The 15,876-nt window shown below is 60.1% G+C and carries 11 protein-coding genes; 4 read left to right on the top strand and 7 right to left on the bottom strand.

The genetic code is table 11. From position 1 onward, the window contains the following. The gene (serA, locus tag K315_RS0100145; protein ID WP_029575658.1) at positions 1-1,230 is read left to right on the top strand and encodes a phosphoglycerate dehydrogenase; all 1,230 of its coding nucleotides are present in this window, start codon (positions 1-3) and stop codon (positions 1,228-1,230) included. Between the two features lie 210 nt (positions 1,231-1,440). On the opposite strand, the gene nrdR is transcribed toward serA, so the two are convergent. Continuing rightward, positions 1,441-1,911, bottom strand: coding sequence for a transcriptional regulator NrdR (gene nrdR, locus K315_RS0100140; RefSeq protein ID WP_015450129.1), 471 nt, complete (start codon positions 1,909-1,911; stop codon positions 1,441-1,443). A gap of 85 nt (positions 1,912-1,996) precedes the next feature. Next, positions 1,997-2,404, bottom strand: coding sequence for a LysM peptidoglycan-binding domain-containing protein (locus K315_RS09005; protein WP_052316517.1), 408 nt, complete (start codon positions 2,402-2,404; stop codon positions 1,997-1,999). Between the two features lie 262 nt (positions 2,405-2,666). Between K315_RS09005 and lexA the strand changes: the two genes are divergently transcribed. Continuing rightward, positions 2,667-3,416, top strand: a complete 750-nt coding sequence (gene lexA, locus K315_RS0100130; RefSeq protein ID WP_029575656.1) for a transcriptional repressor LexA — start codon at positions 2,667-2,669, stop codon at positions 3,414-3,416. A gap of 168 nt (positions 3,417-3,584) precedes the next feature. Here lexA and K315_RS0100125 read toward each other — a convergent pair whose 3' ends face one another. The 3 genes from K315_RS0100125 to hflX form a co-directional block, all read right to left on the bottom strand. Beyond that, positions 3,585-4,577, bottom strand: coding sequence for a cation diffusion facilitator family transporter (locus K315_RS0100125; RefSeq protein WP_029575655.1), 993 nt, complete (start codon positions 4,575-4,577; stop codon positions 3,585-3,587). Positions 4,578-4,835: 258 nt separating this feature from the next. Continuing rightward, positions 4,836-5,798, bottom strand: coding sequence for an L-lactate dehydrogenase (locus tag K315_RS0100120; protein WP_029575654.1), 963 nt, complete (start codon positions 5,796-5,798; stop codon positions 4,836-4,838). A gap of 177 nt (positions 5,799-5,975) precedes the next feature. After that, positions 5,976-7,523, bottom strand: a complete 1,548-nt coding sequence (gene hflX / locus K315_RS0100115; RefSeq protein WP_033521136.1) for a GTPase HflX — start codon at positions 7,521-7,523, stop codon at positions 5,976-5,978. Positions 7,524-7,790: 267 nt separating this feature from the next. On the opposite strand from hflX, the gene K315_RS0100110 reads away from it, so the two are divergent. Together K315_RS0100110 and K315_RS0100105 are read left to right on the top strand one after the other, a co-directional pair. After that, positions 7,791-8,486: a class I SAM-dependent methyltransferase gene (locus tag K315_RS0100110; protein ID WP_044085903.1), complete on the top strand. Its 696-nt coding sequence runs from the start codon at positions 7,791-7,793 to the stop codon at positions 8,484-8,486. Then, complete coding sequence (locus tag K315_RS0100105; RefSeq protein ID WP_029575651.1) at positions 8,483-12,631, top strand: DUF3418 domain-containing protein; 4,149 nt, start codon at positions 8,483-8,485, stop codon at positions 12,629-12,631. The genes K315_RS0100110 and K315_RS0100105 overlap by 4 nt, the downstream gene beginning before the upstream one ends. A gap of 626 nt (positions 12,632-13,257) precedes the next feature. On the opposite strand, the gene K315_RS0100095 is transcribed toward K315_RS0100105, so the two are convergent. Together K315_RS0100095 and K315_RS0100085 are read right to left on the bottom strand one after the other, a co-directional pair. Then, the gene (locus tag K315_RS0100095; protein ID WP_238556449.1) at positions 13,258-14,133 is read right to left on the bottom strand and encodes a hemagglutinin; all 876 of its coding nucleotides are present in this window, start codon (positions 14,131-14,133) and stop codon (positions 13,258-13,260) included. Positions 14,134-14,719: 586 nt separating this feature from the next. Beyond that, positions 14,720-15,853, bottom strand: coding sequence for an MFS transporter (locus K315_RS0100085; protein ID WP_044085906.1), 1,134 nt, complete (start codon positions 15,851-15,853; stop codon positions 14,720-14,722). Positions 15,854-15,876 lie beyond the last annotated feature (23 nt).

Raw genomic sequence — 15,876 nt, 5'->3', positions numbered from 1 at the left:
ATGCCCAAAGCATTGTTATTAGAGAATATTCATCCGTTCGCGGCGCAATCGCTGCGAGACCACGGTTTTGAAGTGGAAACGCTCAAGGGCGCTCTGAGCGAGGATGAGCTCATCGACGCGCTCGAAGGTGTTGATCTGCTGGGCATTCGCTCCAAGACGAATGTCACGCGCAAGGTGATCGACGCCCGTCCCAACCTGACCGCGATCGGCTGCTTCTGCATCGGCACCAACCAGGTCGATCTCGACTACGCGGGCAAGCGCGGCATCGCCGTGTTCAACGCACCGTATTCGAATACCCGTTCCGTGGTGGAACTGGTCATCTGCGATATCATCTGCCTGATGCGCCGTATTCCCGCGCACACGCACCATATGAAGCACGGTGTGTGGGACAAGTCCGCCAGCGGTTCCCACGAAGTGCGTGGCAAGACGCTTGGCATCATCGGCTATGGCAATATCGGCTCCCAGCTTTCGGTTCTCGCCGAGGCCATGGGCATGCGCGTCCTGTTCTACGATCTTGAGGAGAAGCTCGCGATGGGCAACGCCAAGCGCATGTCGAGCCTCAATGAGCTCCTTGAGCAGTCCGATGCCGTGACGCTGCATGTGGACGGGCGCAAGTCGAACACTGGCTTCTTCGGCGAGGAACAGTTCTCCCACATGAAGCAGGGCGCTATTTTTATCAACCTGTCTCGCGGTTTTGTCGTGGATTTGGACGCGCTCAAGTGCCATCTGGATTCCGGGCATATCTCCGGTGCGGCCGTTGACGTATTCCCGGTCGAACCTAAGAAGAGCGGCGATGCGTTCACCACACCGCTGGCCGACGAGGACAATATGATCCTGACACCGCATATCGGCGGCTCGACGCTCGAAGCTCAGGAATCCATCGGCCATTTCGTGTCGCAACGTCTGGAAGACTACTGGTTCAAGGGTTCCGCAGCGCTGTCCGTGAACTTCCCGCAGCTCAACCTCGGCAACAACCGCGGCGTCGCACGCATCGCGCATCTTCACGCCAATCTGCCTGGCGTGCTGGGCAAGATGAACCACATCCTCGGCGAGGAGAACATCAACATCTCAGCACAGTCCCTCGGCACTGAAGGTGAGTTGGGATACGTGGTCACTGACGTCGCCGAAGTCCCAGATCAGGCGACGATTGACGCGCTGAGCCATATCGAAGGCACAATTCGTATGCGTGTCCTCACCGACGGCAACACTGCAGAAGATACTGAACACTGACACTCGTGACGCGTTTATTAATGCGAGTGAGTTCGTAGGCGCGGTTCAAGTAGCTGTATTCAGCTGATATCACAACCGGTCAGGCTCCTAGGGGGCCTGACCGGTTTCTTATGTGGGTCTGTGTCATCACTGTCAACATATCACATCTGACTGAGAACAGCGAGATGCGAGTCTTCTGCGAAAGCAACCATGTCAATCACCGACACATGGTCAGTGAACGCCGTTGAGTTCCTTAGCTTTGCTGGCGTTTAGCTCATCGATGGCATGCTGGAAGTCTTGCAGGTTTTCAAAGTTCTGATACACGCTGGCGAATCTCATGTACGCGACTTCATCCAAATCGCGCAACGGTTTGAGAATCGCTTTGCCTACCTCGTCGGATTTGACAGTCGCCAGACCGCGGGATCGTAGATCTTCCTCCACCCGCTGACCGAGCATCTTGAGCTGATCCTCGTCAATAGGCCTACCCTGGCAAGCTTTGCGCACACCGTTGACCACCTTGTTGCGGTCGAACGGCTCCACATTGCCCGAGCGTTTCTGCACCAGAAGCATTGTGGTTTCCACCGTAGTGAAACGCCTGCCGCATTTGAGGCATTCACGACGACGACGAATGGAATGACCGTCCTCGTTGATACGGGTGTCGACCACCTTGGTTTCAGGATTCTGGCAAAACGGGCAATGCATATCTCCAACCATAGTCGACAGCCCCAACTTGCCGTTCCCACTTGTCAACCAGTGGCCGGTATCAACGCGAACCAGCCGACCACCGTCAGTCAATGGGCACCACAATTGATTCCCCCGGTTTGAGACCAGTGGATTGCAAGTTGTTGAGTCTGACGATTTCATCAACCTTCTGGTTCACGTCACCGCCAGCAGGAGTCACCTCCTGCGCATACTGCCACAAGGTATCCCCCGCCTGGACTTGATAGGTTACGGTTTGCACCGGGGTTGCCGATTCCGCAGTCCGCGGTTCTAGCATACTCCACCCGAACACCACCGCAATCGCCAGCAAGGCGACAATCAAACCTTTCGACAGCACAGACCGGCTGCTCGCTGCAGCGATCGCGGACGCTCGCGCAGTTCCACGCCGATGCAGCACACCAACCCCCTCGCCTGGGCGCGTCTGGACGGCGCAATAGCCAACAGAACGCATCCCCATATACTTCTGAGCTCGCATACCTCTCCACCTTTCCCGTGCGTTATGCCTCATGCGCATGTCTAATCTGCAATACCAGCCATGCGCATGTGCCAGCTGCCTTGCAACCCGCGACGCCATACGGCTACGCTGCGACCACTCGCAATACGTTCGAACACATGTTCTATCGAACAGGTGTTCTAATTATGACACGGACGTTCGAAGTTGACAAGTGGCGTGTCGAACATTTGTTTGATTTTTCCCGCGGGCTCGGTTATGCTAGTGGAGAACGAAAGGATTTGATGTGGGCACCATCGCATTCCCGTCTAGGCATGATGACGAGCACAGCCAACAATCATTGGCGTTGAGCAACCGCCAGCGCCAAGTGCTGGACGCCATTCGCTCCCATGTCGCCAAACACGGCTATGCCCCGTCATTTAGGGAAATCGGTGATTTGGTGGGGTTGAAAAGCCCGTCGTCGGTCAAGCATCAGCTGCAGGTTCTCGCCGACCGCGGCTATATCCGCATCGGCGCCAAAAAAGGCCGTGCCATCGAACTTGTCGAGGATCAGTCCGCTTCAACACCATCTGTTCCGTCCAAATCCATACATCAACAGGCCGCGCAGATTTTTCCCTTCCCCACGGCGGCAGCATCCACGAACGATCAGGAATCCATTTTTGAGTCGCGCGACGTGCCCCTTGTGGGCAGGATTGCAGCAGGCACTCCGATTACCGCCCAGCAGCACATCGAAGATGTCATGAGGCTCCCGGAACGGCTCACCGGCACGGGTAATCTCTTCATGCTCGAAGTCCACGGGGATTCCATGGTGGACGCGGCCATCTGCGACGGCGATTTCGTGGTGGTACGCGAGCAGCGAAACGCCGAAAACGGGGACATAGTCGCGGCGCTGCTCGATGACGAAGCCACCGTAAAAACCTTCCGCAAGGAGCACGGCCACGTGTGGCTCATCCCTCACAATCCTGCATACTCCCCCATCGATGGCACCCATGCACAAATCATGGGCAAAGTAGTCACCGTTCTGCGCAAGATCTAAGTCTTGCCGGTCGTGTCGCACGTCGCAGTCATCTGTCGCGACATCACGCGACACAACAGTCACACGACAGGCAGATAACCGCCAAGCACACCGGCTCGGAATGACCGATTAGCCCGGCGTACGATTCAATCTTCACACATTCCCTCAAATGGGCACATCACCATCAGCTCAATCAGCCGCGTCACCAACCCCAACACCATCACCGCTGTCACCCTCATCTTCCGGCGCGTCGTGCAAATGTTCCGCACGGGTCGCCTCGCACCCGGCCGGCTCAAGCTGGAAGGTCGTATGCGGAATTGACACTGGGAAATGCTCACGCAGGCAGCTTTGCAACTGAGCCAGAATCTGCGACCCCTGCGCCATCGACAACCCCGGATCGACCACCACATGCGCCATCAGCACCGGCATGCCAGTCGACACCGTGCTCGCATGCAAGTCATGCACAGCCACCACATGCGGCACGCGTTCCATATGTGCTCGAACCTCATCGAGATCCAGCCCATCCGGCGTCTCCTCCAACAGCACGCGCACCGCCTTGCGCAGCAGCAACACCGCACGCGGAATCATCATCAACGCGATGATGCCGCCCGCAATCGCATCAAAGCCGCCCCAGCCCGTGCATTGCAGCACAATCGCCGAGACGATAACCGCAACCGATCCCAGGGCATCATTGACCACCTCGAGAAAGGCCGCACGCATATTCATGTTGTCATCGCTGTTCCCGTGAAGAATGACAATCGAACCGATATTCGCCGCCAGACCCAACACGCCCATGAACATCAGCAGCCCGACGCTGCGCACACCGTCATCTGCTCCGCCAAACAGGCGCATCCCCGCCTCGACAAGCGCATAGACCCCGACGAACAACAACACCAACGCACCGAGCGCCGCAGTGATGACCTCCAGCCGCGCCCACCCCCATGTCCGGGTGTTGCTGGGCTTGCGCCGCATCAGCATCGCCGTCACTGCCGAGGCGACCAGCACTGAAAGATCAGTGAGCATATGCCCGGCATCCACCAGCAACGCCAGCGATCCGGTCAATGCCGCGCTAATCACTTCGGCGATGAACACCGTCGAGGTCAGCACCAGCGACATGGTCAGCCTGCGCTGATGTTCCTTGCTGCTTCCCGCTTTCCGGGACGTTCCTTCACCGTGCGTCATCGCATACTCTCCTTGGGTATTCCGCAGCCGTACTTGCACAGAGCCCATACGCCTTGCCGCCAGCGCCCTGCCGCCTGCGTATAGGCACTGCGCACTGCCACCTGCGCACTGTCGAAACCGCTTCTCATTACCATTCTCATCCGTGCAGATACGACGAAACCCCGGCGTAACGGCCGGGGTTTCCTTGTTGTTCCGAGTGTACCGGGTATGGCGTCACGACATCAAGTCAGTCACGGCGCCATACGGCTCGCGAACGTATCAGAAGCCGAACTTCGCAGCGGTCTCGCGCAGCGTCTCCGCGGACTTCTTGAGCTCCTGGAGCTCATGGTCGGACAGCGGGGTGTTAATGCGGGAGTTCACACCCTGACGGTTCAGCAGGGTCGGCACGGACATGCACACGTCGGAGATGCCGTGGAAGTCGGTGAGCATGGAGGACACCGGCAGGATGCGGTTGGTGTCGCGCAGCACAGCCTCGATGATATCCACGCCGGACATAGCGATCGCGTAATTGGTCGCGCCCTTGCCCTGGATAATCTTGTAGGCGGCGTTCTTGACTTCCTGATGAATCTCCTCGCGCTTGGCGGCGTCGAGCGGCTCATGGCCCGGCAGCGGCTGCCAATCACACATCGGGACACCACCGATGGTGGCGGAAGCCCACAGCGGGACTTCGGAATCGCCGTGCTCGCCAGCGATGTACGCGTGCACGTTCTTCACGTTCACGCCGGTCTGCTGCGCGATCAGGAAGCGCAGACGAGCGGAATCAAGGTTCGTGCCAGAGCCGAACATCTGGTTCGCCGGCAGTCCGGACAGCTTCATGGACACGTGGGTGACGACATCCACCGGGTTCGTGATGAGCATATAAATCGCGTTCGGGGCGACCTTCACCACGTTCGGGATGATGGACTTCATGATGTTGATGGTCGCGCCTGCAAGATCGAGGCGGGACTGGCCCGGCTTCTGGCGAGCGCCCGCGGTGATGACGACCATGTCGGCGTCACGGCAGATCTCAACATCGTCGGAACCGTCGATGGAGACGGTCGGATAGAAGCTGGAGCCGTGCTGCATGTCGAGCACCTCGGCCTCGACACGCTCCTTGGCGATGTCCTCGAGAACGATTTCGCGTGCAACGCCACGCTGGGCGGCCGCGAAGGCAAGCGTTGAGCCGACAGCGCCGGCACCGATGATAGCGAGCTTCGTGGGCTTTACAGCTGAATTCACCATTTGCTACTTCTCCTTGGCAATGACCCGATTGTGACGGGCTTCATTCAGTAACATCTCCACTCTAGTGGCTCTCCGTGACGTTTACGCAGGGAAAACGCCTTGACGCGGGGCCAAGGGAAGGAAAAATATGAGAGCGTTCACAATGAAGTCGTATCAAGAATTGCAGTCGTTCAGCGGTTATTCATCGATGGCGGCATCGACCACCTGGGCGGCAAGCTGGCTGTCAACCTGCGCTTCGATCATCATGCCATCCCCGCGGTACTCGATCGAGTCCATCTGACCGTATTCGCGGATTTTCGAGACGAGCGACCCGGCTGTGTACGGCAGCAACGCGCTGACATGCACATCGGGCACCGGCAGGAGCGCCTCGACCGCCTCACGCAACGCGTCGATGCCTTCCCCGGTGAACGCGGATACGAGGTGCGCCTCGGGAGCGAGCGCCGCAAGACGCTCACGGGTCGCCTGATCCGCCCGGTCGATTTTGTTGAATGCCAGGATGCGCGGGATGCTTTCGGTGCCGTTGATATCGGCGAGGATGGCATTGACCGCGTCGATCTGGGCGAACGGGTCCGGGTGCGAGGCGTCGACCACGTGCACGATGACATCGGCGTCGGCGACTTCCTCGAGCGTGGATTTAAAAGCCTCGACCAGCTGTGTGGGCAGACGGCGGACGAATCCGACGGTGTCCACGTAAGCGTATTGGCGGCCGTCCTTCGCGCTCGCGCGTCGCACCGCGGTGTCAAGCGTGGCAAACAGCGCGTTCTCCACCAGCTCACGCGAGCCGGTCAGCCGGTTGGTCAACGATGATTTGCCGGCGTTGGTATACCCGACCACGGCGACCGTGGACAGACCGAAGCGGCGCCTCGACCCGCGCTTGACATCGCGCGCGGGGGCCATGTGGGCAATCTGTTTACGTAATTTGGCGATCCGGTTGCGGATGACACGGCGGTCCATTTCGATTTTCGTCTCACCGGGGCCACGCGAGCCGATACCCGCGTCGGCGCCCGCCGCACGACCACCCGCCTGACGGGACAGCGACCCGCCCCAACCGCGCAGTCGCGGCAGCATGTATTGCAATTGGGCGAGCTCGACTTGCGCCTTGCCTTCGCGGCTGGTCGCATGCTGGGCGAAAATGTCCAAAATCACGGCCGTGCGATCGACGACCTTGACTTTTGTCGCATCCTCCAAGGCTCGCCTCTGGCTCGGCGGCAAGTCGTCGTCGACGATGATGGTATCGGCTTCGTCACGCGCGACAACACCCGCGATTTCCTTGGCCTTGCCGGAACCCACATAAGTCGCGGAATCCGGGCGCAGACGGTGTTGCAAGAGGCCGTCGCATACCTGGGCGCCGGCGGTTTCGGCGAGTGCTGCGAGCTCGCGCAACGATTCCTCGGCCTGTGCCTGAGTGGTTTTCGCGCTCGACCACACGCCGACGAGCACCACGCGTTCGAGACGTACCTTGCGGTATTCGACTTCGGTGACATCCTGCAATTCGCCGAGACCGGCGACTCGTTTGAGTTCGTTGCGCGCCTCGCGTTCGCGCCACTCCTGGTCTTCGTGGGCGTAGGGGTGGGCCGCGGCATCGTCAAGCAGGACCTCGGAATGTTCGGACAGCACATCCTCGTCTTGGACAGGGGCGGATTGGCCCGATTGCTCGGATTGGTTCAGGGTGCCGTCCGAAGCGTGCTCCGCCGCACCTTGGTGCCCTGCCTGTTGCGGTGTCATACCCGTCGTACTCCCCTGCCGTTCCTGACTGGCCTGGGTTTCCCGGTTGTCTTCAACGTCGTCCGTACGTGCGAAAGCTGTCGTGGTGATGGCGGTTCCTTCTTCTCGCACCGCCGAATCGGCGGCACGACCGACGGTATCTTCCTAGTATCAACTATTGTCTTTATTATCAACATGTTGGACGACAACACCAAGCCGGTTCCGCCGTCAGCGACAGGCGAGCACGCCGGCGCGACCAACGGACGTTTGCAGGAAGAACACAAGGATATGGCAGTATCGAAGGCACATCATGGCGCCGAAGAGCGTGACGCCAAACAGAAGAACGGCACACGCTCCGCGCAGAAACAGCGCACAGGCGACGAGCAGTATTTCACGGCGAACCCCCAATCGGCCGACGTCAGGCGCGAACGCAAGGTGACCTTACGCGGCTACGATGCCACGGTCCAGACATCCAACGGCGTGTTCTCAGGCAATCGTGTCGATCTGGGTACGTCCGTGCTGCTGCGCCATGCGCCCATGCCGCCGCGGCAAGGCACCGGGCTCGATCTGGGGTGTGGCTGGGGGCCAATCGCACTCGCTTTGGGCTTCGAATCCCCTAACCTTGACATCTGGGCGATCGACATCAACGAACGCGCAGTCGATCTGACCGCGGAAAACGCGAAATCCAACGGTTTGGAGCATGTGCACGCCATCACGTCCGACGCTGTGCCCGCCGACCTGACCTTCGACGTGATCTGGTCCAACCCGCCGATCCGCATCGGCAAAGACGCGTTGCACGAGCTGCTCATGGCGTGGCTACCGCGGCTCAACCCAGGCGGCGCCGCGTATCTGGTGGTGCAGAAGAACCTCGGCTCCGATTCGCTCATCCCCTGGCTCGCCCAAGCGCTTGGCGACGGCTATTCGGTCAGCAAATACGCCAGTTCCAAGGGGTATCGCGTCATCGAGGTGCTGCGTCAGGCATGAAGTTCACATATCCAAAGGAACTGCCGATTTCCGCGGCGCATGACGAGATCATCGACGCGGTGAAACGCTCGCAGGTCGTCATCGTCTCCGGCCAAACCGGATCGGGCAAAACCACGCAGATTCCGAAAATGCTGCTGGAAATGGGCCGTGGCACGCATGGCCACCAGATTGTGCACACGCAGCCGCGCCGGCTTGCCGCGCGAACAGTCGCCGAACGCATCGCCCTGGAAATGGGAACGAAACTCGGCGATGAGATCGGCTACCAGGTGCGGTTCACCGACGAAAGCTCCCCTAATACCAGACTGCGCGTGGTCACCGACGGCATCTTGCTCGCGCAGATTCAGCGTGACCCGCAGCTGAGCCGCTACGACACCATCGTGATTGACGAGGCGCACGAACGCAGCCTCAACATCGACTTCCTGCTCGGCTATCTGACCGCGCTGCTGCCCAAACGCCGTGATTTGAAGCTTGTGATCACTTCGGCGACCATCGATTCGGAGAAGTTCCGTGACCATTTCGAGCACGCGTTGCACACCAAGGTGCCGGTCATCGAAGTTTCCGGGCGCACCTATCCTGTGCAGATCGTCTACGAGCCCTTGGGATCACTGCCGGCTCTCATGAATCACGTGCCTGGCTTCCCCAATCCGCGCAATCCCGCAATCGGCGGGGACGACGGGCGCGGCGGCAACAATGGCAACAGTGACGACGACCAGACCGATGTGCCGACCGCCGTGGCGCGCGCCTGCGCCGAACTGGTCATCCGTTCCAGCCATGAGCACGGGCCGCGGGACATCCTCGTCTTCGCGTCCGGCGAGCGCGATATCCATGATTTCGAAAACGCCCTGCATCATCATTTCGGTCCGCGCACAGCGGATATGCGCCGCCCCGACGCGATCGAAATCATGCCGCTGTTCGCCAGGTTGTCCGCCAAGGAACAACACAAGGTGTTCGAACCGCACACCCATCAACGCATTGTCATCGCTACGAATGTGGCGGAAACATCGCTGACCGTGCCGGGAATCCGCTATGTCGTCGATCCGGGTACCGCGCGTATCTCACGATATTCGAAAACGGCGAAAGTGCAGCGTCTGCCGATTGAACCGATTTCGCAGGCGAGCGCCGACCAGCGTTCCGGCCGATGCGGGCGTGTAGCCGACGGCATCGCGATTCGCCTGTATTCGAACGAGGATTACCAGACGCGGCCACGCTTCACCGAGCCTGAAATCCTGCGCACGTCGCTGGGCGCGGTGGTGCTGCACATGCTGTCGGTCGGCGTGGCGCACACGGTCGACGACATCACGCATTTCGGGTTCATCGACCCGCCGGATGTGCGTTCCGTGTCCGACGGGTTCAACGAGCTGACCGAACTCAAGGCCGTCAGCCATAAACACGGCGAAGTCAGACTGACCCGCATCGGCCGACAACTGTCCCATATCCCAATCGACATCAGGCTCGGGCGCATGGTCATCGAAGCGGCCACCCGCACCACGCCGAACACGCTTGCCGCTGTGCTGGTCGTCGTCGCGTTCCTCAGCTTGCAAGACCCAAGGGAGCGCCCCGAAGATAAACGCGAGGAAGCTGACCGGATCCACAATCGGTATGCTGACCCGACCAGTGATTTCCTCACCGCGCTCAATATTTGGGACCGCGTGTTCCAAGTGGACGGCGAGCCAGGCAACAATGCGTTGCGTCGCATCTGCAAAGCCGAGTATTTCAGCTTCCTGCGCATGCGGCAGTGGAAAGATCTGGTCGCGCAACTGTCCCAGATGTGCCGCGAACTGAAATTCCGCGTAGGCGAGCCACAGCCGATCTCTCGGCCGGGGCTTGACATCCGCAATCTGCCGATGAACCAGCAGGCCGCGCACTCCATGTGCTGCACGTGGGACGCGCAAGGCATCCACCAATCAATGCTCGCCGGGTTGCTGTCCATGATGGGCATGCAGGTGGTGCGCGAGCCGAAAGCTTCGGATTTCGCCGGTCTCAAGGGGGCGGCCAAAGCTCGAGCGATGAAACGCGCACAGAAAACCGCGAAAAACGACTATCAGGGCGCTCGCGGCACACGTTTCGCGCTGTTCCCCGCGTCCGCGGTCGCGAAAACCACTCCCCCGTGGGTGATGAGCACGGAACTGGTGGAAACCTCCCGCTTGTGGGCGCGGTATTCCGCCGCAATCGACCCGGCATGGGCGGAACCTCTGGCCGGCTCACTCACCCGCGTCACCTACGCCGAGCCGCATTGGTCCGGCTCACGCGGGTCGGCGGTAGCACAATCGAAAGTCCTGCTATATGGGTTGCCGATTGTGCAGGACCGTCCGGTGCAATGGGGGCGCATCAACCCGCCCGAAGCACGTGATTTCCTGCTGCGGCAAGGCTTGGTCGAAGGGGATATCCAGCAGCGCTTCCCATATGACGGCTTCATCGAACGCAACCGGGACATCCTTGAGGATGCAGCGCAGGATGCCGACCGCACCCGGCAGGTCGCCGACACGGTCAGCGATGAGGATCTGTTCGACTTCTACAATGCCGTCATCCCCGCGGATATCACCAGTGTCGCTGATCTGGCGAAATGGTGGAAGGGCGAGCACGACAAGCAGCCGCACCTGCTGGATTTCGACCCAGAGAACGTCGAGCGGCTCCAGCAATCCGGCAGCGTGAGTATGGACGACTACCCGGAATACTGGCATACGCTCGGCACCGACGGTACGCCGATCGACCTGCGGCTGAGCTACAAGTACGAGCCGGGCGCCCCGGACGACGGTGTGACCGTGCACATCCCCATCAAGGAACTGTCACGGTTGACGCCTGAGCAGTTCACATGGAACGTGCCCGGTCTGCTTGACGAACTGCTGCTCGGCATGATCAAATCCCTGCCGAAGGCGCTGCGCGTCCAGTTCGTGCCCGCCCCCGACACCGCGCGGGCAATCCGCGAGGCGATTGACGAACGATACCCGGATTTGCCCGGATCCGGGGAGATGGGGCATCCGAACCTGCCTGGTGGTGATCTGCAAGAAATCGCGCGGGAAGGTTCACCAGTCGGCTCACAGGTGGCCGGTGCCGGTGCGTGGCCGGATATCATCCACGCGTTCACCGCGGCCGCGATTTCGACAGTCGGCGCGCAGATTCACCCGGAGGTCTATACCGACGAGCAAATCAGCAAACTCGCCCCCTACCTGAGGATGACCTTCAGCATCGAACAGCCACTGCCGCAAGCCAAATCCCAACATCGGCACGGCAATGGGCATAGGCATGGCGGACGGCAGGCCGTCAAAGTACTCGGTACCGGCAAATCCCTGGTCGGGCTGCAACGGCAATTCGCGCAGCTCGCCGCCGCATCCGCGCGCAAAGTCGTACAGCGACAGGCGAAAGCCGCCGAAGCGCAAGGAAAAATCGTCCAACAGGCGAATCTGCTGCACAAAGCGGGGGCAACTACCAAACCGCGCGCCGACATTCTGTGGGCAGGCGCACTGGACTCCCTACGTCTGCCATCGGAACGTATTTCCTCACGGTGGCTGGGCACCGAAGCGCTCATGCTGGCAAGCGCGCCATACCGTTCCACCGCCGATCTGGTCGAGGATTTGCAGCTCGCCGCTGTCAAGCGACTGCTGCCGCGTGTGGACAAGCTGCCGGACGATGAGGCGCTCGCCCAAGCGGTCAGTGGTGTGTCGGAAGTGTTCGAGGATACCGTGTATGCGGTTGCATATGATGTGATTGCGATTCTCAAGCGGTACGCCGAAGTGGACAAGGCGGTGTCCGGCAAGGCCGACCTGCCGATGCTCTCGGTGCTGCAATCGGTGCGTGAGCATATCGCCACGCTCGTGTTCCCCGGGTTCATCGGAGTCGCTCCCCCGGATGCGTTGCCGAATATCGAACGGTATCTGCACGCTGATCTGATGCGGCTTGCCAAAGCGAAGACTGATAAGAATCGGGACGTGCGCTGGGCGTGGCAGGCCGATGAAGCGCGCGGACTCGTGGACAAGGCGATGGAACGCGCAAAGGCCGAGCCGGCCGGACCACGTCACGAGCAGCTGCTGGGCAAGGCGACCCAAGCCCGGTGGATGCTCGAGGAGTTCTACGTGTCCCTGTGGGCGCAGGAGCTGGGCACGGCGAAACCGGTGAGCATCCAACGAATCCGCAAGATGCTCGCATAGGCAGGTTGCAGTGCTTAGTTGTGGCACTCACCAGTACGCCGCAGGAGGGTTCTGCAAGTTGTCGCGCGCTGTGTGCCCGGACATACGCAACACGCGCCATCGCCAATCGTTGTCTTCGTATGCGGCGGCATCCGGCATATCCCGTATGCTGCCGCATACGTAGGTTGTGTATATGCGGGTCAACGATTGGCATCGTTCAGCCTTCAATCTCTCCGATTCGACATGTTACGTATGGCACGACATACGCGACGCGCGGCATTGTCCCCCAAACGACTACCATCCACAGCCAACCTGCACATTCCGTATGCAACAATACACATGCAACAACAACCCGCCGTCCTCCACGACCGGACATCACGACATCCGTCAAGATACGCATGCCACGACATACACGGTTTGTCGGTTCGCCAACTCACGGGTCCAGGCATCGCAGCGTCCGGCAAGTTCTGTATTTCGTCACATGCATCATCTGAACAATCGCCGGCGTTGTGTGAGCCAATCCTCACACGATGCCGGGTAGAGAGTCACAAACCGGCTGCTCTCGACTCCCGGGAGCCGTTGTGCGAGCCAATCCTCACACTACGCCACATGACCGGCCCGGCGACCTTGCCGCCGAAGCCGCCCTCCTACGAGCGCGGATTGCCAAACCAACCGGTGTAGATGATCGAGAAGTTGCGGTTGCCGTACGCCGAGCAGGAGTCGCCCTCCCCCGCTCCGGCTGCGAGCGCCGCCGTGTTCGGCTGATAAGGCGTGTAGATGTACAGCAACGCGGTCGCCTTGTTCTCGATGTACACCTGGCTGCCCCCGCAACTGGCGTTCGGATTGTATTGGATGTAGTTCATGCTGCCGGCATGGTATCCGTACGTATCCTCATGCTGCAGATAATACTTGTAACGTTTCGCCGCCCCATACACTTGCCGGAAGAACCCAGCGTACTGCGGGTCGCAGCTCGCGTCGTCCGGGCAGCTCAAGCCCATCGCGGCTTTGAACTGGAAGGCGGTCGTACTGGTCGCGGTAACCAGATGCTGCTCCTTCTGCAGCACGGTGAGCAGCACTTTCGGACTGACTCCGCAGGCTTTCGCCGATTTGCTGATGATCGCGGCAGCGGTTTCGCCTTGCGCCCCTTGGTACGCCTCGCATTCGCTGCCAGCGGGCTCGTTCTCGCTATCAAACGTCATGACGCGCAGACATTGGCTTCCTGTGCATGATGCGCCTTCCTTATCGAGAAACGCTTGGATTTCCGCTTGGCTCATGGCATTGCCGTTGAAGAACTGTCCATCGGAGATGATGTTGCCGGGGTTGAATCCGTACTTTTCCGCGGTTTGATTCTGCCGGTATTGGGCGATGGCGATTTCCGTCCGCCATTGCACGACGCGAATCAGCCCCATGACCAGTGCCATCGCGCAGATAATCGCTACCATGGTTTCCAGCACAATCAGACACCGTTTGCCGGGATTCGCTTTCTTCCATGCCTTGCGATACCGGGTTTGCAATTGTCGTATTACTTTCGGGAACGATGAGGCTTTCTGACCACCGCCGCGCGGGGACGAGGCACGCAACGACGACCCCGTTGACGATGACCCACGCGAGGACGAAGCGCGTGACGATGCCCCCCGCGCAGACTTGGCACGTCCCGCGGATTGTGCGCTGGAGCCGGCACGCCGTCCGGAACCACCGGTACTCCGTCCACAGTCGCGTCCTGCGGATGATTTCACTGCATGTTCCGATTTCGGCTTGCTCGAAGATGTCGAGGCTTCCGTCTTCGTCTCCGTGTTCGTCGTGCTACCCACTGTCGTCGATGCTCCCGGCTTTATCGTTTCTGCTGATGCTGTTGATTCCATCGCATCCGTCGTATCCGCAGGTTCTGCCATCATATCTATGTCCTCCGATGACGCGGGGCACGATGTCTAACATTCCAACCCTCGCCGCATGTTGCTAAAAATCGGCTCTTCCGCACGATTGCGAACGTGGCCATCCCCGGTACCAGGGTCGTTGCGCCCTCATCATGCCGGCCGTTCAAGGTCATCGCTGTCATCACTGTCATTGTAAGGCGTGACCGGCCTGACAGGCTCAACTATCGCCGAACTGCTACGCTCCGAGCTCCGCGCGCGTCGGGTGTAGCCCGCTAACCGTCAAGGCGGCGAGCAGCGCGAACACCGCACCGAAGGGTCCAAGCCAAGTCAATCCAAGCTCATCGTTGACGACACCGCCAACTGCCGACCCGAGCGCGATACCGATGTTGAACGACATGGAATTCAATGATGCCGCGAGATTCATCGATCCCGGATGGGCTTGGGCTGCGACGTCCATGTACAGCACTTGGGATGCGGAATTTTGCAGATACATGAACAGGCCCAGCACGATGAGCAGCAACGCCCCGGCGACCGGCAGAAGCTTGGCGAACGCGAGCAAACACAGCAGAACCGCCTGCATCAGGTAGATGGGCCGGATCCGGGCGAGAGGCGCCACACCGGTCCCCCGATTGGCAAGCCTGCCACTGTACAGATTGCTGCACAGACACGCCGCACCGAATACCATCAATCCGAGGCTGACGAAACGCTGGGGAATCCCGATTTCGTCACGCATAATCGGCGTGAGATACGTATAGAACACGTAGCTTGCCGCCGCCCCGAACAGCACCGCGAGAACGCCCAGCCGAATGCGACGATCAGCAAACAGACGGAATTGCGGCAGAAAGCCGATGGTCATCGGATGACTGTTGCGCGGCAACACGAGAACCATGGCGAGCATGAGCGCAACGGTCAGCACAACAATCAGTGCGAATGCGGCTCGCCATCCGAATGTTCCCGCGACCCATGTGCCCACAGGCACGCCGATGACCGAGGCTATCGAGAAGCCGGAGAACACCCATGCGATAAACCGGGTGCGATTCGCGGCGCTGGATACATCCGGCGCGTACGTCATGGATACGGCGACTGTGGTACCTGCCACGAGGGCAATCATGATACGTGCGATGAGCAGAATCGGATAGTTCGGCGCAACCATGCACAGAATGTTGCCGACGAGGAACACCGCGACCAACGTCATATGTGTGGCGAAACGCGGGAAGCGAGCCGAAAGCGCCGAGCCGATCGGCGTTGCCGGGGCGTATGCGACCGCGAATAAGGAGACGAGGTTGCCTACGGTGACTTCGCTGATGCTCAATCCGCGTGCGATTTGCGGCAGGATGCCAACCATGATGAATTCGCTGAGCCCCAACATGAAACTCAGGGCGACTAGGGTGA

Origin of the sequence: Bifidobacterium thermacidophilum subsp. thermacidophilum DSM 15837 (genome assembly GCF_000426425.1) — a bacterium.
GTDB lineage: Bacteria > Actinomycetota > Actinomycetes > Actinomycetales > Bifidobacteriaceae > Bifidobacterium > Bifidobacterium thermacidophilum.
Note: the sequence above shows the minus strand (reverse complement) of the source record. Positions and strands in the feature narration are given on the sequence as shown.